Origin of the sequence: Spirosoma taeanense, assembly GCF_013127955.1 — a bacterium.
In the GTDB taxonomy this organism is placed as follows: domain Bacteria; phylum Bacteroidota; class Bacteroidia; order Cytophagales; family Spirosomataceae; genus Spirosoma; species Spirosoma taeanense.
The window spans coordinates 834,298-857,905 of sequence record NZ_CP053435.1; the positions used below are offsets into that span (position 1 = coordinate 834,298).

19 protein-coding genes are annotated in these 23,608 nt (G+C 53.7%); 8 read left to right on the plus strand and 11 right to left on the minus strand.

Annotated elements, in window-relative coordinates:
* Window positions 1–19 precede the first annotated feature (19 nt).
* Both HNV11_RS03580 and HNV11_RS03585 read left to right on the plus strand, forming a co-directional pair.
* Window positions 20–463, plus strand: coding sequence for a cold-shock protein (locus tag HNV11_RS03580; RefSeq protein WP_171738355.1), 444 nt, complete (start codon window positions 20–22; stop codon window positions 461–463).
* 100 nt (window positions 464–563) lie between these two features.
* Complete coding sequence (locus HNV11_RS03585; RefSeq protein ID WP_171738356.1) at window positions 564–755, plus strand: hypothetical protein; 192 nt, start codon at window positions 564–566, stop codon at window positions 753–755.
* 265 nt (window positions 756–1,020) lie between these two features.
* Here HNV11_RS03585 and HNV11_RS03590 read toward each other — a convergent pair whose 3' ends face one another.
* The 3 genes from HNV11_RS03590 to HNV11_RS03600 all read right to left on the minus strand — a co-directional run bounded on the left by HNV11_RS03590 (window position 1,021) and on the right by HNV11_RS03600 (window position 4,415).
* Window positions 1,021–1,785: an IS5 family transposase gene (locus HNV11_RS03590; RefSeq protein WP_171738357.1), complete on the minus strand. Its 765-nt coding sequence runs from the start codon at window positions 1,783–1,785 to the stop codon at window positions 1,021–1,023.
* 190 nt (window positions 1,786–1,975) lie between these two features.
* Entirely contained in the window at window positions 1,976–2,977 is a 1,002-nt protein-coding gene (locus tag HNV11_RS03595; RefSeq protein ID WP_394353883.1) for a methyltransferase, read from the minus strand.
* 94 nt (window positions 2,978–3,071) lie between these two features.
* Window positions 3,072–4,415 (minus strand): D-arabinono-1,4-lactone oxidase, encoded by a 1,344-nt coding sequence (locus HNV11_RS03600; RefSeq protein WP_171738359.1) that lies wholly within the window; start codon window positions 4,413–4,415, stop codon window positions 3,072–3,074.
* Between the two features lie 308 nt (window positions 4,416–4,723).
* On the opposite strand from HNV11_RS03600, the gene HNV11_RS03605 reads away from it, so the two are divergent.
* A complete protein-coding gene (locus HNV11_RS03605; RefSeq protein WP_171738360.1) occupies window positions 4,724–5,206 on the plus strand; it encodes a Cif family virulence factor in 483 nt (160 codons plus the stop codon).
* 60 nt (window positions 5,207–5,266) lie between these two features.
* Here HNV11_RS03605 and HNV11_RS03610 read toward each other — a convergent pair whose 3' ends face one another.
* Together HNV11_RS03610 and HNV11_RS03615 are read right to left on the minus strand one after the other, a co-directional pair.
* On the minus strand, window positions 5,267–7,174 hold the full coding sequence (locus tag HNV11_RS03610; protein WP_171738361.1) for a beta-N-acetylhexosaminidase: 1,908 nt from the start codon (window positions 7,172–7,174) through the stop codon (window positions 5,267–5,269).
* A 96-nt stretch (window positions 7,175–7,270) separates the two neighbouring features.
* The gene (locus HNV11_RS03615; protein WP_171738362.1) at window positions 7,271–9,412 is read right to left on the minus strand and encodes a GAF domain-containing sensor histidine kinase; all 2,142 of its coding nucleotides are present in this window, start codon (window positions 9,410–9,412) and stop codon (window positions 7,271–7,273) included.
* Between the two features lie 305 nt (window positions 9,413–9,717).
* On the opposite strand from HNV11_RS03615, the gene HNV11_RS03620 reads away from it, so the two are divergent.
* Window positions 9,718–13,221: a ThuA domain-containing protein gene (locus HNV11_RS03620; RefSeq protein ID WP_171738363.1), complete on the plus strand. Its 3,504-nt coding sequence runs from the start codon at window positions 9,718–9,720 to the stop codon at window positions 13,219–13,221.
* A 60-nt stretch (window positions 13,222–13,281) separates the two neighbouring features.
* On the plus strand, window positions 13,282–14,895 hold the full coding sequence (locus HNV11_RS03625) for a serine hydrolase domain-containing protein (protein ID WP_171738364.1): 1,614 nt from the start codon (window positions 13,282–13,284) through the stop codon (window positions 14,893–14,895).
* Window positions 14,896–14,990: 95 nt separating this feature from the next.
* Here HNV11_RS03625 and HNV11_RS03630 read toward each other — a convergent pair whose 3' ends face one another.
* From HNV11_RS03630 to HNV11_RS03645, 4 genes are all read right to left on the minus strand, one after another.
* On the minus strand, window positions 14,991–15,701 hold the full coding sequence (locus HNV11_RS03630) for a head GIN domain-containing protein (RefSeq protein WP_171738365.1): 711 nt from the start codon (window positions 15,699–15,701) through the stop codon (window positions 14,991–14,993).
* Window positions 15,702–15,793: 92 nt separating this feature from the next.
* Window positions 15,794–17,653: an STN and carboxypeptidase regulatory-like domain-containing protein gene (locus HNV11_RS03635; protein WP_171738366.1), complete on the minus strand. Its 1,860-nt coding sequence runs from the start codon at window positions 17,651–17,653 to the stop codon at window positions 15,794–15,796.
* Between the two features lie 48 nt (window positions 17,654–17,701).
* Window positions 17,702–18,775: a FecR family protein gene (locus tag HNV11_RS03640; RefSeq protein ID WP_171738367.1), complete on the minus strand. Its 1,074-nt coding sequence runs from the start codon at window positions 18,773–18,775 to the stop codon at window positions 17,702–17,704.
* 3 nt (window positions 18,776–18,778) lie between these two features.
* A complete protein-coding gene (locus HNV11_RS03645) occupies window positions 18,779–19,354 on the minus strand; it encodes an RNA polymerase sigma-70 factor (protein WP_394353873.1) in 576 nt (191 codons plus the stop codon).
* Between the two features lie 331 nt (window positions 19,355–19,685).
* Between HNV11_RS03645 and HNV11_RS03650 the strand changes: the two genes are divergently transcribed.
* Window positions 19,686–20,276, plus strand: coding sequence for a DUF6134 family protein (locus tag HNV11_RS03650; RefSeq protein ID WP_171738369.1), 591 nt, complete (start codon window positions 19,686–19,688; stop codon window positions 20,274–20,276).
* Between the two features lie 70 nt (window positions 20,277–20,346).
* Here the strand turns inward: HNV11_RS03650 and trxA are convergent, their stop codons facing one another.
* Window positions 20,347–20,658 carry a thioredoxin gene (gene trxA, locus HNV11_RS03655; protein ID WP_171738370.1) on the minus strand — a complete coding sequence of 104 codons (312 nt, stop codon included), beginning with the start codon at window positions 20,656–20,658 and terminating at the stop codon, window positions 20,347–20,349.
* 101 nt (window positions 20,659–20,759) lie between these two features.
* On the opposite strand from trxA, the gene HNV11_RS03660 reads away from it, so the two are divergent.
* A complete protein-coding gene (locus HNV11_RS03660; RefSeq protein WP_171738371.1) occupies window positions 20,760–21,368 on the plus strand; it encodes a DUF1684 domain-containing protein in 609 nt (202 codons plus the stop codon).
* Window positions 21,369–21,390: 22 nt separating this feature from the next.
* Here HNV11_RS03660 and HNV11_RS03665 read toward each other — a convergent pair whose 3' ends face one another.
* The gene (locus tag HNV11_RS03665; RefSeq protein ID WP_171738372.1) at window positions 21,391–22,161 is read right to left on the minus strand and encodes an SDR family oxidoreductase; all 771 of its coding nucleotides are present in this window, start codon (window positions 22,159–22,161) and stop codon (window positions 21,391–21,393) included.
* A gap of 98 nt (window positions 22,162–22,259) precedes the next feature.
* Between HNV11_RS03665 and HNV11_RS03670 the strand changes: the two genes are divergently transcribed.
* Window positions 22,260–23,603 (plus strand): M16 family metallopeptidase, encoded by a 1,344-nt coding sequence (locus tag HNV11_RS03670; RefSeq protein WP_171738373.1) that lies wholly within the window; start codon window positions 22,260–22,262, stop codon window positions 23,601–23,603.
* Window positions 23,604–23,608: the final 5 nt, after the last annotated feature.

The following is a 23,608-nucleotide window of genomic DNA, read 5'->3' on the forward strand; positions in this document are numbered from 1 at the left end:
CACTTAATTTTAACATTGAATGGAGACATTTAAGAAAAAAGAGAAAGAAAAAGCAAGACAAAAGAAGAGAAAAGACAAAGAAGAAAAACGAGACGAACGCCGGGCAAATACCCAGAAGGGTCAGCCATTTGCTGAGATGCTGGCCTACGTGGATGAAAACGGCAACATTAGCTCGACACCACCGGACCCGAGACGGAAAACTAGTATTGATGTCGATACTATTCAGATTGGTGTGGCCCGGCAGGAAGATATGGAACCGCAGGATACCGTCCGACAGGGTATTGTGACGTTCTTTAACTCGGCAAAAGGATACGGGTTTATCCGGGATCTACAGAGCCAGGAAAGTATTTTCGTACACATGAACGGCCTGGTCGATGCGATCAACGAACAGGATAAGGTAAGTTTTGAAATTACAATGACTCCCAAAGGTGCCAATGCGGTCGGGGTCAGGAAAAACGCGTAGGCGTTCCCGATTTGCTTGACGGGTAGATACCAGCCTGTAGAGCCTTGTTTCTAGGAACGATACCACGCGGGTATCCTTCATCACTCTGATCATCTGCATTATGGCAAAGCCAGCATACACCTCCATTCCGCCTACTACCGACCATGTTTATTGGATGCTAAAATCCTCGGATGGCAAAACCAGTATTTACGTGCCTCGGGACAGAGAGCTGGATCGGCAGTTAAAGATTAAGTTTCAGGCCGAAGTAGCTGCCCGAACGTCACCGAAACGCCGACGAACCAGCGGAAGCTGATAACGGAGTATCCGACAACCTGGCCTCAACCGCCAGGTTTTATTTTATAAACTCCCGGTGCTCGTCTTCGGCGGGTTCTGGGTAGTCGAGCCTAAGGTCAGATGCTGTCGATGCGGCATTGACATTCCAGGTTTTGCTTACCAGGGATTTTAAGGTTTTGATTTACCCGGGGGTGCCAAATCGTCCATTGATTTCTTGGACGATACGATTATGATAGCCATTCCGACTATCAGTAAGAATGTGTTTGGGAATTATCTTTTGCCATTCAAATGATCCGTTGCAATATAATCTGAATGTTGGCTAAGTACAGCCAGCAAACCGAAGATGATATCGTGTATTCATAATCTTTGACAATCCTTCGAAAGTGATTCGTCCAAGCAATGGTCCGTTCCACTACCCACCGTTTGGCTACGGGTACAAAGCCCAGAGTTGATTCAGGACGAGACGCTTTTTCAAAATCAAGGCTCCATCTAGCCAACTCTTGAGCGAAGACGCCATTATAAGATTGATCACCGTAGACTTTCTCCAAACGCTCTCCAACTAGCCATAGTAAGTCACTGACCATCGATACGGCTGAAGGGCCATCCGCTTGATTAGCAGAATGGACATCTGCTAGCCATAGACGCCCTTGGGTGTCAACGATGAGTTGCCTTTTTCGGCCATTCACTCGTTTATTCGCGTCGAGACCTCGGTTCTCCCAAATCATCGGAGCCAACTTAACACTTTGTGAATCAATACATACTGCAGATGGATATGCTTCTTTACCGACCCGCTTACGGTCAAGTTGATTTAAGGCCAGATTGATTCGACCAAAAGTACCATCCTGTTTCCAACGTCTAAAATAGTAATAGACGGTTTGCCAATTAGGCCACTCGGTAGGCAGATTGCGCCATTGGCATCCTGTGCGTAGCAGCCACAAAATACTGTTAACAATCTGTCGCAAATCATGAGTCCGCTGACGATCAAGTGGTAAAAAAGGAGAAATTGCATCCCACTGGGCGTCGGTCAGTGGCTTCCACTGTTTGGTCATTGCTTTGCATCTTGGTCGATACAAAAATGACTCGACGCTCAGCCTTTAACAATTCCCAAACAGCTTCTAAAGACAAACAATTTCATAGACGCAACTCTGATTAGAATTTCCCCAATACGGTGAAACCCTAACTGAATTTGCGTGGATACGTAAAGAGCTTATTCGTTCCGGCAAGGTTGACCGTTGGGTATCAATCTGGCTTTCGGGCCCGGATCAGGCCGTAATCCATCTGGGTCGGGAAGGCGTCCTGGGTTGGTTCCAGACCTGCCTGCGTGAACCAGCTTCGGTATTCGGCCCGGCTGTAGCACCGGCCTTTAGTGTTCCAGAAGAGTTGTGCCGAATAGTCCGTAACGGCCAGTGGACCGTCGAGCGTATCGTTGAGGAAGGCGTCGTGTACCCAGAGTTCGCCACCGGGGTGCAGGGCTGCGGCAAAGTGATGGGCCAGTTGCTGGCAGGTTGGGGTGGGCCAGTCGTGAAAGAGGCTGGCCGCCAGAAGCAGATCCGTCTGGGGCAGCTCGTCGGTCAGCATATCGCCCGGCAGGAACGTCACCCGACCTTTAATGGTTTCGGCTCCCGGCCGACCACTCTGGACAAACTCATCCAGCAGTTCGGCCGCTATGGTCAGTACGGCTGGCCGATCCAGAATGGTGGCCGTCGATTCTGGGTTGACCAGCAGCCATTCGTAAGTATAATAACCCGTGCCGCCCGCTACGTCCAGCAGGTGCCCTTGGCGCGTTGAAAGATTAGCCGCTACGAGGGGAGACAGATGGCGGGCGCGTCCGGCCAAGCCCAGCGTCAGGGTACGGGCCAGACCGGGGTCGTCCATAGGAGAGGGTCCTTCGCCTTCTTTGACGAACGAAATGCCCTGGGTAGTATCCAGCGGGCCGTCGTTCTTTAACCGCACAGCCATCTCCAGCGCCCCCGGATCGCTTTGCTCCAGACCTGTATAGCCCGTGAGGTTCGGCGTCTGGCCATGAATCAGGAAACGTCCCAGTTCAGTGATGAACAAACGCTCAGACTCATCATGGGCAAGTAAGCCCATGGCGCAGAGCGCCGGAAACAACACCATTGCCGGGCGCTCGCTCAACTGGAGTCGGCTTCGTAGCTCGGCCAGGGAAAGCGGTTCGATCCGTAACGTTTCAAAGACGCGCAGGTGATGAACAGCGGCAATTAACAAACGGGAGCCAAACATAGCCCGCAAATGACGTGTGATTGGCGCGGGGTCGGGTTGAGTGACAGGCACTATCGGATTAGTTTTGTGGCCAGGGCGATTATACGGCCAGATCTTAGCTATACAGGTTTGTTTGCAGGAAGTCGTTGCGAAACTTGCCCTGCGGGTCATATTGCTTAACCAGTTGCTTGAAGTCGGTGAGCTTCTCGTAGCGCGACTGGAGCAGCGATGGCGACATCGTAAATAATTTACCCCAGTGGGGCCGAAACTTGAACGGGGCCAGCTCTTTCTCGATCAGGGGTAACACCTGCCGGACGGCGGGCCAGTCCTGTTTCCACGTAAAGTGAATGGCCAGGCTGGGCTGCTTGTAGCAGGTGCTCATCCAGAGGTTATCAGCATCAATGGTACGTAATTCAGAAATCAGCAGGTGCGGGCTTATCTGGTCGCGCAGACGCTCTACGGCCAGAATGGCCTCCACCGCGTTCTGGCGGGGAACGAAGTATTCTGACTGCAATTCTTTGCCGCTGCTGGGCGTAAAACCCATCCGAAAGTGCGGCAGACGCTCATACCAGGGACCGGGTACGCCCATCTGCTCCGTGCAGTTTTCGGCCGATAGTTCGGCTATGGGGTGGAGATTGCGGGTGGCGAGTCTGGCTCCGTAAAACTCGGGTTTAGCGGTCAGCGTGACGCCTTTGGCAACTCGGCGTTTGATCCAGACTTCATTGACGCGGTTTTTCTGCCAGTCGGTGAACAGGCTGACACTGTACCCGCTCGACATAATAGCCTCAAAATTGTCTTTTAACTGTGCTATCGGCAGGTTCTCGTAGACATCCTGTCGCATCCGGAAGGTGGGCTGAACGTCGAGCGTAACGTGCGTGATTACGCCCAGGGCGCCCAGATTAACCACCGCGCCCCGGAAGGTCTCGCCGTCTTTTTCGCGGGACAGTTTGACCACGTCGCCGTTTGCCGTGACGATTTCCAGTGCCGACACGGAGGTGGCCAGGTTACCGTTACGCACCCCCGAGCCGTGCGTTGCCGTGGCGCAGGCCCCGGCAATAGAGATATGGGGTAGTGAAGCCAGATTGTGCAGGGCAAACCCTTTGCTTTCTAGATATGGGCACAACTGCCCGTAACTCATGCCCGCGTCGACGGTGACGGTGCGCGCGTTTGTATCCAGCGCCACAACCTGATCCATTGGCCTGACCGAGATAAAATTGTGGGGGCTGTCGGCTATGCTGTTGAAGCAGTGTCGCGTACCGAGCACTTTCAGTTTACTGTATTTCTTAACAATCTCCTGAACCTGCCCGGTTGATTTGGCCGGATAAAGTTTATCCGTACTGTATTCATAGTTACCGGCCCAGTTTTTCAGTTTATCGTCAGCAAGCCAATCGGTCAGGGGAGAAAATACAGGCGCTGTCATTAAGGCAGAAGATAGTTTGATAAATGTTCGCTTTTTCATGGCTAAAAGGCTTAGGTTGCCTGCTAAACTAACTGGATTCGTTGAGATTACGCAATATTCCGCTTGCGAAAAATCTGAAGAAAGAAGCAGGATGAAACCAACAAATGTTTATTCTACGGTCGTTAGGCCGGCCTGGATAGCTATCAATTTTCCAATTTGTTAGACGAAGGCAGGCAAATGCTTACTTTACTACCCCTGTAAGTAAACCAAGCAGATAAAATATACTATTTATTCTAAAAGCACAAGAAAATACTTGCATATTATAACTTCACCGTTTACCTTGATGAGGAACTAAATAGTCCTCAGCTATGAAAACTTACCTTTTAGCATTGGCCGTTTTTTTCGGCACAGTATCGGGTAGTTTGGCTCAGGCGGATCATGACGCTATCAAGCGAGTGCTTCGCAGTGAGACGGAAGGCTTCTTCAAACGAGACAAGGCGGAGTGGGCAAATGCCTGGGCGCATACACCGTACATTAACTTTGCGGCTAATCTGTACGGCGGAGACTTTTTGTTAGTCCAGGGCTGGAATAACCTGGAAAAACAGTTCGCCAGCCAGTTCAAAAGCAAAAAGGTGACGGATAAAGTCGTGGTGCAGAATTCCAATTACAACATTCACCAGAACGGCAACATGGCCTTTGTGGCCTATGACCAAACGTTGGTAGACAGCCATGGCAAAACCACCTCGAAGGAATCACGGGTAGTCGAGAAAATCAACGGTCAGTGGAAGATTATCAACGTTATTGCTCTGACAAACCTGAAAAGTTTTGGGTTGGCCCAACAAACAAAATAAGCTTACAACCAACTGGTTTTCACGTAAAAAACGGGGCTGGATCCAGATCCAGCCCCGTTTTTATTTCACCCGTTTTTTTAGCTCGTCGCGTTTCAGGGTGAGCATTCGACCAATGGGTTTGCCTGCTCTGTACGTAATCACCCGGAGGGTAACGGGTCCTTCCGGAATCTCGATGGGCGTAGAATATTTAGGAGAATACTGACCAGGAACGCTATCATCAATCGTATAAAAGATATCTAGGTCAGGGATTTCGGCATCCAGGGTAGCCACGAGTTTGTCGCCTTTCAGGACGGTTGTAACCATAGGGTCGTAGGCGCTACGAGCGTAATTGATACCGGCCTGATCGGCGCGCCCGAACTGCGTTTCCATGCGGGGCACAAAAGCGGCCCAGTTCTTACTGTCTTTAGGCGACCAGTACACGTCGGCCAGCGCCCAGGCACGCGGATAGGTCATGTACTCCGCATGACTGATGGTGTTGATAGCTTCAGTCCACAGGTTCGCCTGACCGCCGAGAATGAACTTGGGGTCAATGCCTTCGGGAACAGGCTCGAAGTTATAGCTGGTTTTCAGACGTACGGTGCTATAAATGGGCGGATCGAGCGTCGGATCGCCCTGCATTAGATCAATGTAAACGTATTGACTTGGCGTCATCACCACATTATGCCCCAGGTGAGCCGCTTCGATACCGCCTTTAATGCCCCGCCAGCTCATTACGGTTGCTTCGGGAGCAATGCCGCCTTCCAGAATCTCGTCCCAGCCAATAAGCTTTTTTCCTTTACGTTTCAGAATCTGCTCTACCCGTTTCATGAAATAACCCTGTAGTTCCTCAACGTTTTTCATGTTCATTTTCTGCATTAGGGCCTGGCAGCCGGGGTCTTTTTCCCAGTAGCCTTTGTAGCACTCGTCGCCACCGGCATGAATGTAGGAATTGGGAAACAACTGAGCTACTTCGGTAAAGACTTTGTCCAGAAAGACGTAAACGTTTTCGTCCGACGGGTTCAGTGTGTTGTCGATGAACATCTTGAACGTGCCGTTACCGAACCACTCGGCGAAGTTGCTGCCGGGGTTTACTTTCGTGCTGGTGTCCCTGGTACACGAAAGTTCGGGATAGGCTGCAATGGCCGCCATGCTGTGGCCGGGTACGTCAATCTCGGGCACGATCGTTACGTTCCGCTCCTGGGCGTAGCGCACAATTTCCCGAATGTCGTCCTGCGTGTAGAAACCGCCGTCCGTTGGTGCTTCGCCGGGCCTGGGCGCTTCCAGCTGACCAAATTTACCGACGCGGGGTACGCGCCAGGCGCCAACCTGCGTGAGTTTCGGCAATGATTTGATCTCAATCCGCCATCCCTGATCGTCGGTCAGATGCCAGTGAAAGGTGTTGTATTTTAACTGGGCAATCTCGTCGATGAACCGCTTTACGTCCTCTTTGGGGAAGAAGTGTCGGCTTACGTCCAGCATGACGCCCCGCCAGCCAAAACGGGGGTAGTCGGTAATCTGAACGCAGGGAGCCGACCAGGTGCTTTGCGCCAGCGTTTTGCTCGCCATTTCCTTAGGAAATAACTGAAGCAGCGTCTGCATTCCGTAGTAAAGCCCGGCTGGCTGATTGGCCGACAGCTTGACCGCCCTGGGAGAGACCTCCAGCGTATAGCCTTCATTGCCTAACTGAGCGCTTGGCGTTGTATTCAGACTGAGTTCAATGCTACCGGGCGCAGCCGTTTTCCCCGACGTAACGCGGCCCTGTCTGGCCTTGAAGCCGTAGCCCGTAGGGGTCGAGAGCTTTTCGGCAAGCATCTCTGCAACTGACCGGCTCTGGGGCTGTGTATAGCTGATAACCGTGGTTTTGGTGAGCAGGAACTTGCCCGTCAGCGGTTTGACGTCAACGGGCTGCGGGATGAGATGGATGGGGTTGGTCTGTGCCTTACCCGTCAGGGTTATCAGCAAAAATAGAATGAGTACGACGTGTTTCATGAAAAGGGTTACTCGTTGCGTAAGTTGACCGACAATATTAGCTATTATCGGGTTAACCTGAATGCAGGCAAATCATCACCTGAGTTAAGAGCCTGCTCAGCTAGTAGTCGGCTGGTCGGCTGGGAGATAAACCTGAAATGTGGCTCCCTGTCCGGGCTGGCTGGTGGCGGTAATTACTCCGTTGTGGTTATCGACCACTTTCTCGCAGATGGCCAGCCCAATGCCGGTGCCTGCAAACTGGGTGCGGCTGTGCAGCCGCTGGAATACCTGAAAGATGAGTTCCAGGTATTTTTCGTCGAAACCAATCCCATTATCCTTAAAATTAATCTGATGGTAGGCCGGCGCTTCATGATCGGGCCGGACGGTCGAGGGTAAGTCAGTAGTAAGAATAAGCCGGTGATTTATTGCGATAACCGGCGTTACGCCCGGTCTGGTAAACTTAAGTGAGTTGGACAGCAGATTCTGAAAAAGCTGCCGCAACTGATGAGTATCGCCCATGACCACGGGTAACGGGTCGACATGAATGGTGGCCTGCGTATCCCGAATTCGCATTTCCAGGTCAGACAGTACGTCGTTGGCCAGCGTTTCCAGTGCTACGGGCTGGAAAGAATCTCGTTTGGTCGAGAGCCGGGAATAGTTGAGCAGGTCATGAATAAGTGTAGACATCCGTTCAGCCGCCGACTGCATCCGTCGGAGTAAATCCTGCCCATCACTGCCTAAAGCGGGGGCATACTCGTTGTGTAGAATCTGGCCAAACGACTGAATTTTACGAAGGGGCTCCTGCAGGTCGTGGCTGGCTACGTAGGCAAACTGTTCCAGCCGTTCGTTGGATTTCCGGAGTTTCTCATTGGTTTCACCCAGTTCCTGCGTGCGCTCCTGCACTTGTTTTTCCTGCTCTTCAACGCTTTTTCGCAGGGCCTCCTGCATCTGTTTCAGTTCCGTAATGTCTACGACAATTCCGGCGAAGCGAACAATCCGTCCCTGATCGTTCCGTACCGTTCTGCCTTTTGCCCGAACCCAGCGTTCCTGCTGATCGGCCTCACCGATCGTGCGGAAAACAACGTCGTGGTCGCCATCGCCTTCCGGATCAATGGCGCGCCGGTTCGCGAGCCGAACCCGCTCCCGGTCGGCGGGATGGACGCGCGCCAGCAGATCATCCGCTGTTATGGGCGCGTCAGGCGGCAGTCCGAATAGCTGTTTGCAGTTGGGCGACCACTGAGCCTTTCCCGTGAGAAGATCGAAATCCCAGGTGCCCGACGACGCGGCTTCCATCGCCAGGGTTAGCCGCTCTTCGCCTTCCTGATGTTTTAGCTCGGCCAGTTTTCGGTCGGTGATGTCAACCAGTACTCCCAGAAAGGATATAGGCTCACGCTGATCGTTGTAGTCAAACCGTCCCCGGGCAATAACCCAGCGTACTTCGCCTTCGGGGTTGATTACCCGATGATCAGCCTCAAATTTTTTGCCGCTGGCAAGAGCCTGCTGGAACAGAGTTCGTACGTGTTCCCGATCGTCGGGGTGAACCGAGTCGGCGAACGATTCAATAGGCATTCCGCTGGCGGTCTGTTCTGCATCAGCGCCAAACAAACGGGCCAGGTCACCGTCGGCGTAGAGCTTATTGGCCTGAATATCCCAGAACCAGGTTGCGACCAACCCGGCCGACAGCGTGTCGTGCATCAGGGACCGGCTGCGGTGGAGGGCGGTTTCCGTACGAACAGTTGTATCGCTGACAAGCGGCAGCTGCAAATCGAGCTGGTGCGTCGCCAGGGCTGCGAACCGTTGTAGCATCTGTCGATCTGATTCGGAAAAGGATCGTGGCTGCGTATCCAGCACGCAGATCGTACCGGCGGGGATTCCATTGGACGTCCGAATGGCGGTGCCGGCGAAGAACCGTAAGGTTAGCGCACCTGCCACAAATGGCAGAGTCGATCGATGAGGCTCCTCCAGAAGATCGTCAAAAACGAGAGCCTCAGTCGTGTGCAACGCCTGCGAACACAACCTGCCGGCTAAATCCAGCGCGTCAGCGTCCGACAGGCCTACGTTGGCTTTGAAAACAACCCTATCCTGGTCCGCCAGCGAAATCAGCGCACCAGGAGTTTGAAAAACCTGCGTCAGAATATGGGCAATGTTCGTGAACGCTTCTTCGACGGATGCGTCGAGCAGAGTATATGGACCTAATCCCTGCATGGGTTGTTGATTATGAACCGATAGGTTAGGCTTGTCCAAGGTATTGTGCTGCATAGCTTACCCGGCAATTGAAGGGTTGATTGAACAGGAGCGAGTTTAAAGATAGAAATCTATTTAGAAAATAGATTAGCTTATTTAAAGGCCGCCCGTATCTATTCCGTTCAAAATACTTCGTTCGGTTGACGACTGAGGGCATTTTCAGAAAGACATCGTTAGCTATTTTACGGTTGAGCGCGGCTTAGTGGGTAGTTTATAGGGCAATATGACTTACTATCCACGAACCTTTCCTGACAGCCTGAAGACGCAGGTCGCCTGTCAGACTTTGCCACGAAACGTAAGCCCTTAACTCTTGCCGTATTATGATTTGGTTACCGTCATCAACGAAGCATTATCTTCGTTTGCTTGTAGCAGCCGGAGCCACGGTTGGTCTCTACGCCTGTCTGAATACCCAGAAAGCCGTTAAGCAGACAACAGTTTCTGCCAGTCCGCCAGCCGTTACACCAGCAACCCCCAAACGGGTGCTGGTCTTCTCGAAAACGAAAGGCTGGAAACACACGTCCATTCCCTTCGGTATTGCCGCCATCCAGAAACTGGGCGCCGAAAACAACTTCCGGGTCGATACCACTAAGAACGCCGACTATTTCAATGACGACAGCCTGCGGAATTACCAGGCCGTGGTGTTCCTGAGCACAACCGGTAACGTTTTGAACCCCGTTCAGCAGGCTGCCTTTGAGCGGTACATTCAGGCGGGTGGTGGCTACATGGGTATCCATGCCGCTGCCGATACGGAATATGACTGGCCGTGGTACAACAAGCTGGTGGGGGCTTATTTTTCCAGTCACCCCAGCAATTCCAACGTCCGCAAAGCAACCGTTGACGTAACCGACAAAAATCACCTATCTACGGCCCACCTGCCCGACCACTGGGAGCGTACCGACGAATGGTACAACTACCGTTCGTTCTATACGGATTTGAACGTTCTGGCGAACCTGGACGAAAATACCTATGATGGCGGAACAAACGGCGCTAATCACCCTATTGCCTGGTATCATGAGTTTGACGGTGGTCGGGCATTTTATACCGGTGGCGGTCACGAAGACGCCAGCTTCAGCGAGCCCTTGTTCGTAAAACACCTGTTAGGCGGCCTGAACTACGTAATGGGCAACGGCAAGCCTCTGGATTACAGCAAATCGTACGCAGTTGTGATGCCGGAAGAGAACCGGTTTGTCAAGACCGTCTTGGTCAACGACCTCAACGAGCCGATGGAACTGGCCATCGCCGACGACGGGCGTGTGTTCTTTACGGAGCGGAGCGGCAATCTGTCGGTCTATAACCCGCGAACCAACGAGCACAAGATTCTACACAAGTTTTCGGTATCAACGAAACAGGGCTTTGGCGTTCAGGGCGTAACGGTCGATCCAAACTTCGCGACGAACCACTATTTGTATCTGTATTATTCGCCGATGGCAGACAAAGATCCGGTTTATCATCTGTCGCGCTTTGTGATCAAGGATGACAATACGATCGATCTGGCTTCGGAGAAAGTGGTGCTGAAAATTCCGCACGAGTTTGAAGCCAGCGCGCACCATGGCGGTTCATTCGCCTGGGACAAGGAAGGAAACCTGTATCTCTCTACCGGCGACAATACCAACCCCTTTCCGTCGAATGGGTACGCGCCAATCGACGAGCGGCCCGACCATCTGACCCTCGATGCGCAGCGATCGGCGGCTAACACCAACGATCTGCGGGGGAAAGTGCTGCGGATTCGTCCCCAGCCGGATGGAACCTATACCATTCCCGACGGAAACCTCTTCCCGAAAGGTATGGCCCAGACGCGCCCCGAGATTTACACGATGGGTCTGCGAAACCCGTACCGGATTGCGGTAAACCCTAAATCGTCGGTACTGTACTGGGGCGAAATCGGCCCGGATGCAGGCAAAGACAGTACGATTGGGCCGCGGGGTTATGATGAATTCAATCAGGCCAAGAAACCGGGTAATTTCGGCTGGCCGCTGTTTATCGGCAATAGTCAGCCGTATCCAGACCTGGATTTTGCCACGAACGTAGCCGGTCCCCGCTTCGATTCCAACGCGCCGGTCAACAGTTCGCCGAATAACACCGGCATGAAGACTCTGCCCCCGGCCAATCCGGCTATGATCTGGTATCCGTATGCGGCTTCCAAAGAGTTTCCGGAAGTTGGACAGGGTGGTCGCAGCGCCATGGCCGGTGCATTTTATACGCACGACCAGAACTCGGGCTCGAAGAATAAATTCCCGGCCTACTACGATGGCATGCTGTTCATCTTCGACTGGATGCGTAACTGGGTGATGGCCGTGCGGGTCGATCAGAACGATAATTATATTCGCAACGAACCCTTCATGGCGACCAATGGCGACTTCCGGCGACCTATTGATCTGGCGTTCAACAAAGACGGCGTGATGTATATGCTCGAATACGGTTCGGTGTACGGGGCCGATAACGACGATGCCCGCCTGGTTAAAATCGAATACAATACCGGCAACCGGGCGCCCGTTGCCCGCGCGACCGTCGTTGATTCACTGGCTACGGCGCAGGCCAGCGCCCGCTCGTTCCTTACCTCCGACAACCGGAACAGCCCCGCCACTCGTGAAGCCGTTGGACAGGCCCCGCTGCGGGTAAAGTTCAGTGGTCGCGGTACGGATCTCGATCAGGATGATGTACTGAACTACCAGTGGCTGTTCGACGGTAAAACGGTAGGTAGCACCCAGCCCAACGCGACCTATACGTATACACAGCCCGGCGTTTATAATGCTATTCTGAAAGTGAGTGATCAGACGGGGCTGGTGGCGATGGATACGGTTGTCGTCAAAGTCGGCAATGCCAAACCCGAGGTAGCCATTACGACGCCGGGTAATAAGTCGTTCTTCTGGGCGGGCAAACCATTTACATATTCCGTCAAGGTAAGCGATAAGGAAGATCAGAAGATTGACCCGAAACGTATCAAGGTCTATTACGCCTATAGCGCTCAGCCGGGTAATGCCCCGACTGCGGCTCCGCAGCAGGGCCACCAGGACCTGGCCGCAATTGGCAACGGCTCGCTCGGGAAAACCCTGATCGCGGGCAGCGACTGTAAAGCCTGCCACACGATTGATAAACCATCCGTCGGGCCTACGTTCCTGGCCGTGGCCAGCCGGTACAAAGGCCAGCCCGGCGTGGTTGAGCGGCTGGCGAAAAAAATTATCGAAGGCGGTGGCGGCAACTGGAGCAAAGATCACCTGATGAGCGCCCACCCGCAGATTCCGGCCCAGGACGCGCAGGAGATGGTGAAGTATATTTTCTCGCTGACAGATGAGCAGAAGCAGAAAACAGTTCCGCTACAGGGAACGCTTGCCCTGACCGACCACAAAGCCGACGAGCCACGCGGGCAGTATACGCTGGTGGCCGCATACACGGATAACGGTGGACAGGTCGTTGGACCGATCACCAGCACCGATGTTGTTTCGCTGCGTCCGGCTAAAGTCAGAACCCTCGACGCCGATGCTTACGTCGGTTTCCCAAGATGGGGCAATCGCCTGTCGGCCGGTGGCCATAAGGCATACGTACTGCTGAAGGGGATTGACATGACCGGTATTAAGTCGCTGACGTATGATTATTCATCGCTCGATAAAGACGGTGAAATAGAGTTGCGGCTCGATTCCTATGCCGGGCCCGTGGTGAACCGAACGCCCTACAAAGCAACGGGCGACTGGAAAAACGCCGGGCAGGTGACGGCCCAACTGGACAAGCCCATTACCGGCAAGCACGATGTTTACGTCGTGGTTGTCAAGCGCGATAAACCCAGCAACAATATCATTCAGCTTAACAGTATAGAGTTCAATGAATAACCGAGGCCAGGTTGATTAACCCGGTATCTAAGCGTATCACTTAACTACGTTCTTACTACGATGGGCCTGGATCGCAGACTCTTTCTCAAGCAACTGGGCTTTGGCGCAGCCGGTCTGAGTATAGCCGCTACTTTCGACACGGTTGGCTGGGCTTCGCCGACCCGTTCACTCAGCCTGCCGCGCAGCCTGCCCGAAGCGCAGGGCGTGGCCTCGGGTGGCCTGCTGAATTTTGTCAATACCGTTGAAGCCGGAAAATTAAACCTGCACAGCCTGATGGTACTTCGGCATGGGCGGGTTGTGGGCGAAGGCTGGTGGGCGCCGTATGCGCCCCAGTTGAAGCATACATTGTACTCGCTCAGCAAAAGCTTTACGTCGACGGCCGTTGGCATGGCCGTGGCAGAAGGTCGCCTGACGGTGAATGATAAGGTTGTTTCGTTCTTCAAGGCCGATGCGCCCGCTACCATCAGCGCCAATCTGGCGGCTATGCGCGTGAAAGACCTGCTGACCATGTCGACCGGGCATGATAAGGACGCAACACCGGCTGTCCGAGGCTCCGGTGAAAAAAACTGGATTAAGGCGTTTCTGGCGCTGCCGGTCGAGCATGAACCGGGAACGCACTTTGTGTACAACAGTGCCGCGACTTATATGCTCTCGGCGATTGTGCAGAAACTTACTGGCAAAACGGTGCTCGCGTACCTGAAACCGCGTTTGTTCGAGCCGCTGGGCATCAACGGCGAAGACTGGGAGGTTGATCCAAACGGAATCAATACCGGCGGCTGGGGACTCCGTTTGCGCACGGAAGACATTGCCAAGTTCGGTCAGCTGTATCTGCAGAAAGGCATGTGGAACGGCAAACGGTTGCTGCCCGAGGCCTGGATTGCGGACGCTACCCGATTTCAGATTCAGTCGGCCGGGGGTAAACGTAAAGCCGAAGAAAACGACTGGCTTCAGGGGTATGGCTATCAGTTCTGGCGGTGTCGCCATGATGCGTACCGGGGCGATGGCGCGTTCGGCCAGTACTGCATTGTCCTCCCCAAAGAAGATATGGTCGTTGCCATCACTTCCGAAACAGGGGATATGCAGGCCATTCTGGACGCCGTATGGAATCATATTCTGCCCGCCGTTCAGGATTCGGGCAAGTCGGTGGATAAGCTGCCTCAGGATGCTTTAAAACGGAAACTGGCCACGTTGGCCCTGGCTCCGCCCAGTCTGCAATCACCTTCATCGGCAGCGACGCAAATCAGCGGGAATACCTACACGTTCGCGGATAACTCGCTGAAAGCCAAAACGGCTTCCCTGACGTTTGGCAAGGACGGCTGCATTTTTAAACTGCAGGATGACCGGGGCGACCATCAGGTTACGTGCGGAATAAACCGCTGGGTAGAGGGTAGTACGACTTTTTCGACCATTCCGCTCAAACTGGTGTCTACGCCGGTGCCAGGCGAAACCAGTTCGAAAGTGGCCGGTAGTGGCGGATGGCAGGACCCCAACACCTTTGTTATGACGTGGCGGTTTATCGAAACGGCCCATTATGATACCGTTACGTGCCGCTACAATGCCGATGGCGTTGAGGTAAGTTTTGAAAACAGCATTGCAAAGCTGAACGGCACGAAAGACTCTCGGCCAAAGCTGATGGGAAAACTGCAATCGTCTGTTTCGCAGAGAAAAAGTTGAGCAACGTAAACGTAATCAAGCGCATTGCCGCCTATCGGATTAATCCCGCAGGCGGCAATGCGCTTGGTTGGTTTAAAAGGCTTATTTCTCGCCAATTAATCGTTTTGTACGCTACTGGCTCCGCTCACGTGCTGCCGCACGGTGGGTGTGCCCCGGTACCGCACGGTGCTGGCTCCGCTGGCATCGACGACCAGCGCTGTGTTTACGCTGACACTGGCTTTGCTGGCCCCCGATACGTTAATGTTCGCTTCGGCAACCGGATACGTAAAGGCTTGCAGCTTCGATGCACCCGACAGATCGGCCGCCAGCGACGAGCCGTTTCCATTCAACTGCAGGTTCGACGCACCCGACAACCCGATGTTCGTTCGTGCTGCCTGTACGGTAAATTCCCCTTTGGATGCGCCTGACAATTCAATGTCCAGCTCACGCAGGTTTGTAAAGCCTGTAATCGTCGACTGGCTGGCTCCTGAAAAGGCAACGCCCCGTAGCGTTGGCATGGTAATGAGAAAGGCTGTCCGATGTTTGCGATTCCGCGAGTTACGGTACCGGGCAAACAACGTTCCGCTGCGGGTATACACATCCAGATCGTCCAGATTGCGCTGATCGCCTTCAGCTACGATACTAAAAGTAACTCCGGACTGGACGGTAATAGAAAAGGCACTGCCCATGTCGAGCCGGTCAAAGCCGCTCAGGGCGTAGGTCTGTTCGCCGGCCTGATAGGGGCCAATGTCCTCGGGCCCGCAGGCGACCAGACTAATTAATACGAAGGCAATACAACTAATCTGATAACGTAAGCTGCGTTTCATGGTGTTTACTGGTTAAATGAATATGCTGTATTTGGCTTCATGACAGCCTCCTTTTCATTTACCCCTACGCGTCAGAAGAAAATTTTCAGTTTTTAAGGCGTACCGAACCGCAGGCCGGCCTGAAAGCCTATCCAGCCCCAATGGCGGGCGTTACCAAAATCGGTGGTGCGATTGTCGAAGAGGGGCAGAGCGGGCCGAAGCAGGGGCCGGGTAGTCCCGCCGGTGCTAAAAAACCAGTTGGCCGATGGACCGAACGCGAGGAACAGCCCCCGGCTGAGTTTAGTCTCAATCAGAGGGCTGAACCGAATTTGCTGGTTCCAGTCGTCGATCGTTCGGGTCCTGTAAAGGAAATAATGCCCGGTAGCCTCCAGACTCAGCAGCGTTCCTGGCGACAGCCGGAATGCGGTTCCTAAACCGTAGCCGACGCTCAGCCAGGGATTATCTGTCTGGTTAAAACTACTGCCCGCCGTGAAAATATTGTAGAACTGCCGGACGCCCGTGCGATACGTTAAATTCAGCCGGTTAACTTCATTGGTGGCCACCTCAATCCGCCGAAAGCCATTGTTTACGTGGCTGAATAAGCCAATGGGAACGCTGCCCGATGATTCGGCAATGTTGATCAGACCAATCTGCGTTCCGCCCGAAATTGCCCCCGCCCGGTTGAGCAGGCCGCTGATCTGCCAGCCCTGCACGTTGCGACGGGCGAAATTAAACAGCCCAGCCAGTTGGACGCCGTTGATAGACTGGCCAGTATAATTTATCAGCCCACCGATTTGCACGCCACGCGACATATCGCCCAGCGTCAGATTGAACAAACCGCCGATTTGTACGCCCTGTGCCTGTTGTAGATTAATATTGAACAAACCACCTGCCTGCGTACTGCGCACATCGCCCCCGTTGAGGTTAAACAGTCCACCCGCCTGCACGCCATGCACCTGCCCGCCCACAAGGTTACCAAGTCCCGCTACCTGAACGCCCTGCACATCATTCCGAACAAGGTTGAGCAGGCCACCAGCTTCGAAGGCACGCACGCCAAGTGAGTAGCCCACAAAGACGTTAAACGAAAGCCGGTTGATAATACGTCCGCTCAATCGGTGATTCGTGCCGATGTACGGCACCAGCGATACCTGCCAGTCGCGGTAGAGCGTATCGCGGCTCAGGTTGATGTCGTGGATCGCCTGCTGCGCCGATACAAACAGCTGCATGAGGCCCATGCGCCCGCGGTCAAGTGCCGACATCGGAGGGTGCCGGGGCGTCGAGTCGATGGCTGCGACCAGAGTTGGTAAGACAACCGGCGGGGTAATGGGGGGTATAGCGGGGCGGGTTGTGTCTTCGCTGGTCCGTATCGGTAGCGCCTGTAGGGGTGTGCTGGGTGGCTGGGGCGTCAGGCGAATGTTGACCGAGTGATTGAATCTGGCCCGAACCGTAACGGTTTCGCCTAGATACGACTGCTTCCGCACATCGAGCCGAATCGTTGGCAGATTACTCGGCAGTCGAATGCGGTAATACCCAAATGGGTTACTGACGGTAGAGGCCAGGGTTGTTTTCTCGAAAATACTGGCCTGCGCAATGCGTTCGCCGGTTTGCTCGTCGAAAATATAGCCATCCAGCAAAAGCTGTTTGGGTGCCGTTTCGGGCGGGTCGGCGCGGAGCAGAATGATATAGTTTCCCCGCGATTTATACGTCATGCTGCGGGCAAACAGCTGGTTGAGCACCTGCCGAACCGGCGCGTTGGTCAGCCGGACCGTAACGAGCGTAGCCGGGTCAAGGCGGGTTGGGTCGTAGGAAAATTCCAGACGCCCGGCGCGGCTGATCTGCCTGAGCGCATTTTCAACCCGCTCGTTCCGAATATCGACCGAGATGAGCCGCTCAAGCGGGGGCGTCGTCTGCGCCAGCAGCCGGGTGCTCAAGAGCAGGAGAAAGAGAAAGATAGAAGAACGTATCGGGGCCATTGACAGGAAATTTTAAAGCAAGACAGCCAACCGGGTGTTAGCCCCTATCTACTGGCAGCCATCGCCTTCTAAAACCACCTGCTGACCGACTCGCCTAACGCGTAACTGCAGCGTTTCGGCCGTAATGGCGATGACGTCATCCAGCGGCAATTTGTCGAAACGAGTGCTCAGAAGGCAGTTCCCCAGCCGGGCGCTACCCAGCCGCACGTCGGCCTGATAAACGGTATTGATCGTTTGCACAACGTTACGTAACGGCTCTTTATCGAACACCAGCTGACGGGTTTTATACGCGAACACATTTGGAGAAACCTGGAGAATCTGGCGAAGCGTATCAGCCCCGGCCACGAAGGTTGCCTGCTGATTAGGCGTAAGAACAACGGCTTTGCGGCCACCGGCAAACCGAACCTTACCCGTACGAACAGCCACGCTGACGTTCGCGTCGTAAGCCCGGACATTGAACGACGTTCCTAATACCTGCACGGTGGTCTCCCGGGCCTGAATGCGGAATGGCCGCGTAGCATCGGGCGAAACGTCGAAGAAGGCTTCGCCCGTCAGCGTAACGTCGCGATGGTCGTCGGCAAACGTGGCTGGGTAGTGCAGGGTTGAGTGTCGATTCAGGAGAATTTTAGTGCCATCGGAGAGGGTTTTGTTCAGAGATTGCGTGGTTGTGGTCAGCGTCAGAAACGTTTGCTCGCCGGGCGGTGGCTGCTGCCCCCGGAAGCGAAGAGCCAGCCAGCCGGCACCTAGCGCCAGCAGCAGCACGGCTGCGATACGCCAGATTGGCCGGGACCAGATTGATCGGTGTTGGGCTGGCAGCGCGTCGATCTGAACCGGCAATGGTTTGATTGTTGGCTCCGGCTGCGATCCGGGCGAACCTGATAGCCCGCGCATTTTCTGGTGAACGGCTTTCCAGGCCGCATCGGTATTAATCGACGATTGATCGGCGGGCGTTGCCGTTTGCCAGATGCGTTCAAAGCGAACAAAATCGTCAGGACTGGTCGTTGACGCAACTGAGCTGTCGCCGTCGAGCCACTGCTGTACCCGCGCCGACTCGTCCGGGTCGGTTTCGCCCGCCAGAAACTTGGCCAGCAAGGCGTCGTCTATGGGTTGTTGGTCTGCCATGGCTCAGGGCTGGTTTAGCAGCCAAATGAAAAGTATAGGTAGGTAGTCGCTCAATTCTGTTCGTAATAAACGAAGGGCTTTACCGATCTGATTTTCCACTGTTTTAATGGAAATGCCCAATTGATCGGCAATCTCTCCGTATTTCAGCTCCTCAAACCGGCTTAACGTAAACGCCAGTCGGCACTGTTCGGGCAGTTTTTGAATAGCCGCCTGCAGCCGGTCAGCCAGCTCATCGCCCAGCAGTGTGTGGATTGGTGACTCGGCGGTCGTCTCACCAGCGTAGAGCGTGTGCTCTCGGTGTTCGTCGCGAACCGCCAGGTGCTTGATCCGGTTCAGGCAGCGATTATGCACGGCCCGAAACAGATAGGACTTCAACGAAGTTGTAATAAATAGACCGTCGCGTTTTTCCCAGAGTGCCAGAAACATGATCTGTACTTCTTCTTCGGCCTCGTCGGCGTCGGGCAGAAACTGGCGGGCGTAACGGCACAAGGAAGCGTAATGCTGCCGGAAAACAGCTTCAAACGCTTGCTCGTTGCCTTGTCGGATGGCCGAAAGTACGTCCTGTTCAGCTGGTTGCACTGACTTGGGTGGATGGATGATAGGATAGGGTAAAACTATCATTTTCACAGAACATACATTTAGCTGGTGATAAGACACCTATTCTTCGGTAGACCCCTATGCACTTTTTAAATAAATTATAGTTTGATTTTTATTTTTCTGAAATTGGGGTGAGATTAGTAGTTCGGAAATCCTTTTTTCGGCCGGATGCTGATGAATGCTTTCCTAACCAATCGGAACTGTACAGAAAACCAGCCGGCAGATTTCAAGCGATTTTCCGGGTTGGTATAGGGGTGAGAGCCTGACGAGCTGTCCTATTAACGAACGAAACAACAAGTTACTTTCAGACATTATGCTGCTCATTCAATTAACGGGCATATGCCTCCTGAATCTCTTCTTCTGCGCTCCGTCGGCGCAGCCGCTGACCTATGATGTAGTTGTTAATAACGCAAACGTTGGTCAGTTACGCGTTAACTCAACAACTACAGCCACCGGCGTTCAATATCAGGTCGATGGATCGGTGACTATGAATCTGTTAGGGGAAAAACGGATGATTACGCAATTTACCAGCATCTACCGGGGAAGTTTAATGACCGAAGCGTCGTCCGTTGAACAGCTTAACGGACGAACACGCCATAACTCGTCGGTTAACTGGGATGGTAACAGCTATCATATCCGCATCAACGATGCCCGATCGCGGCTAACCGACCGTCGGGTAACCTATAGCACAGCCCGTTTATACTACCACGAGCCGTATCAGATTCGGGAGTTATTCTCGGAGCGGCACGGTCAATTCTGTCACCTGCGGCCCGTAGGTGCGCATACCTATGAGCTGACTATGCCCGATGGCCGAAAAAATTATTACCGCTACGTAGACGGCGTTTGCCGGGAAGTAGAGGTAAATCAGCCGTTTTTTACCTGCTACTTCCGGCTGCATACCTAAGCCTGAGTTCTTCCGGGCTCATTAGCCTTTCTTCTTTACAAAAGCTGAAAGCAACTGACGGGCGTCAGACTTACCCGCCATACTGTTTCACCAGACCTTCCAGCGTGTGCAACGGCTGAACGCCCGACTGGCGCCAGACAATCTTACCGCCTTTGAACAGGATCATGGTCGGAATACTTCGAATCTGATATTGCATGGCCGCTTTCTGACTTTTATCAACGTTGACCTTAACAACGCGGACTTTCTCGCCAACGCGGTCGGTCAGTTGTTTCAGAATGGGAGCCTGCTGCTTGCAGGGGCCGCACCAGTCGGCGTAGAAATCTACCAGTACGGGCTTATCGCCGTGAATAATATCATGAAAAGATTCTTTGGTCTGGCTCATAACGTTGTTGCGTTTATAGGTTGGATGTAGTTGTTTCGTATTTAGTAAACATTGCCAGGGGGCCGCTGGTTCGAGCCGACACCCATCCCGCTCCTCCAGCCATGAAAGAGATTCTGCCCGTTCTGCTAACGTTCTTGCTGGCAAGCACAACAGCTGCCCAGACGCCGTTCGCTGACCAGATTGCCCGGCATCGGGAGACGTATCGAAACGAATTCCTGATTACGCCGAACAGCCCGCTGAAATCGGCGGAAGCTTTGTCGTATCTGCGGTTCTTTGCGCCCGACTCGGCTTATCGGGTTACGGCCACGGTACAGTTAACGCCCGATGCCGAGCCGTTTGACATGCCAACCTACAGCGGAAAAACCAGTCCGAATGTGCAGTATGCGGTGCTGTCGTTTCAGCTTAAGGGCAAACCACAGCAACTGGTCGTGTACCGGAGCCTGAATCTGGCTCGACTGCCGCAGTACCGGAACTATCTGTTTTTACCCTTTAAAGACGTTACGTCGGGGCAGTCGACCTACGGTGGAGGACGTTACCTGGACTTCCGCACCGGCGACATAAAAAACGGCCGCTTAGTGCTCGATTTCAACAAAGCCTATAATCCTTACTGCGCGTACAGCGACGGGTACTCCTGTCCCATTCCGCCGAAAGCCAACGTGCTCTCTGTCGCCATTGAAGCGGGGGAGATGACCTACGGCAAAATCCACTGATTAAATCGCGCTCCTGCTAAGGTCAATACCCCCAGGCCAGTAGTCCGCCATCGACCGCGATGGTCTGTCCGGTAACGTAACCCGAAGCGGGCATACTCAGAAAGGATACCACTGAGGCCACTTCTTCGGGTTCTCCAACGCGGTTCATGGGCGTCCGTTTCAGGATACCACCCAGCTTTTCGGGGTTTGTCAGCACCGGGCTGGCCAAAGGCGTGCGGATATACCAGGGCGCAACGGCGTTGACCCGGATGCCATCAGCGGCCCACTCCACGGCCAGATTGCGGGTGAGCTGAAGCAGGGCGGCTTTACTCATACCGTAAAGCGATCCACTGCTGGTATGCGTCAGCCCCGATACCGACGAAACCATGATGACCTTTGCGTTGCCGGAGGCTTTCAGCAGCGGATAGGCTGCCTGGGTCAGTTCGTAAGCCGAGCGCTGGTTGGTGTTCAGAACGTGATCATACTCGGCAGGGCTGTATTCAGCGGTTGGCTTACGGATGTTTGTCCCGGCATTGTTCACCAGAATGTCCAGCGTGTTCCAGCTCGTCTGAAGCGCTTCAATGACCTGCGCGGCCACGCCTGGCTGACTGACATCCGCTGCCAGACCATCGACAGTATGGCCCTGTTGCCGGTAGTCGGTAAGTTGCTGCTGCAAAAGGTCATTGTCGCGGGCAATGATAAATACGGCCGCGCCGAGGTCCAGAAACTGCCGGACGATAGCCTCGCCGATACCTTTGGTTCCACCCGTAACGAGGGCGCGTTGGCCGCTCAGCGACCAGAGAGATTGATTCATGAGCAATGAGTTATTTCAACCGGAACGCAAAGAAACGGCTTTTTGTAATCCGCTTTATCAGGCGTATTTTTAGCTTTTCTCTCAATCAATTCATTCACATGACTAAACGAATCGGGCTGCTGGTCGGGCTGCTGTTCTCGACAGGTAGCGTTGTTCTGGCTCAGAACAAGCCTAAACCGGAGGACGTGCAGACGTTCACGCTCAAAAACGGCATGAAGTTTATGGTCCTTGAAGACCATTCCATCCCTAACGCCAATTTCTATTCCTTCTGGAAAGTTGGTTCGCGCAACGAGGTGCACGGCATTACGGGCCTGTCGCACTTTTTTGAGCACATGATGTTCAACGGAGCCAAGAAATACGGCCCTAAGCAGTTCGACCGCGTAATGGAGGCCAACGGCGGTTCCAACAACGCCTACACGACCGAAAACACGACGGTGTATACGGACTGGTTTCAGAGCGGAGCCCTGGAAACAATTTTCGACCTCGAAGCCGACCGCATCCGGGACCTGGCGATTGATCCAAAGATGGTAGAGAGCGAGCGGGGCGTGGTGCTGTCGGAACGCAGCACCGGTCTGGAAAACAGCAACTACCGCGTCATTAACGAGCTGGTGCAGTCGGTCGCGTTTGTCGAGCATCCGTATATGTTTCCGGTCATTGGCTTCGAATCCGACATTAAGAAATGGACGCAGGCCGATCTGGAGAAATATTTTAAGACCTACTATTCGCCCAACAACGCCGTGGCGGTGGTCGTTGGCGACGTAACGGCCGCGCAGGTAAAAAAACTGGCCGAGCAATACCTTGAGCCAATTCCGGCGCAGAAACTGCCCGATAGCCTCCGTACCGTAGAGCCTCCTCAGAATGGGGAACGCCGGGCCACGACTTATAAGGACATCGCAACGCCGAACATCCTGATGGCCTATCATACGCCCGCTACCCGCCATCCGGACTATTACGCCCTCGATCTGCTCAGTGGGGTGCTGAGTTCAGGTAACTCGTCGCGGCTGGTTAAATCACTGGTACTCGATTCGACAATCGCGTCGCGGGTGTTTACGAACATGGATCAGTCGTTCGACCCAAGCCTGTTTTCGGTTTATGCGATTGCCGCCAGTGACATATCGGCCGAAAAACTGGAGCAATCGGTCCTGAATCAGATCGACAAGGTCATCAACGAAGGCATTACGGATACGGAACTTCAGAAACTAAAGAACCAGAAGCTCATGGAGTTCTACCGGACGATGGAAACAATTAACGGAAAAGCCAACTCACTGGGTACCTATGAGCTGTTTTTCGGCGATTACAAGAAACTATACGAAGCCCCATCGCTGTACGAGAAAGTAACGAAAGAAGACGTACAACGTGTAGCCAGAACCTACCTCACCGCCCGCAATCGTACCGTTGGCTACCTGCTGCCGGAGCCAAAGAAAACGGGAACGACCAACTAATCGGC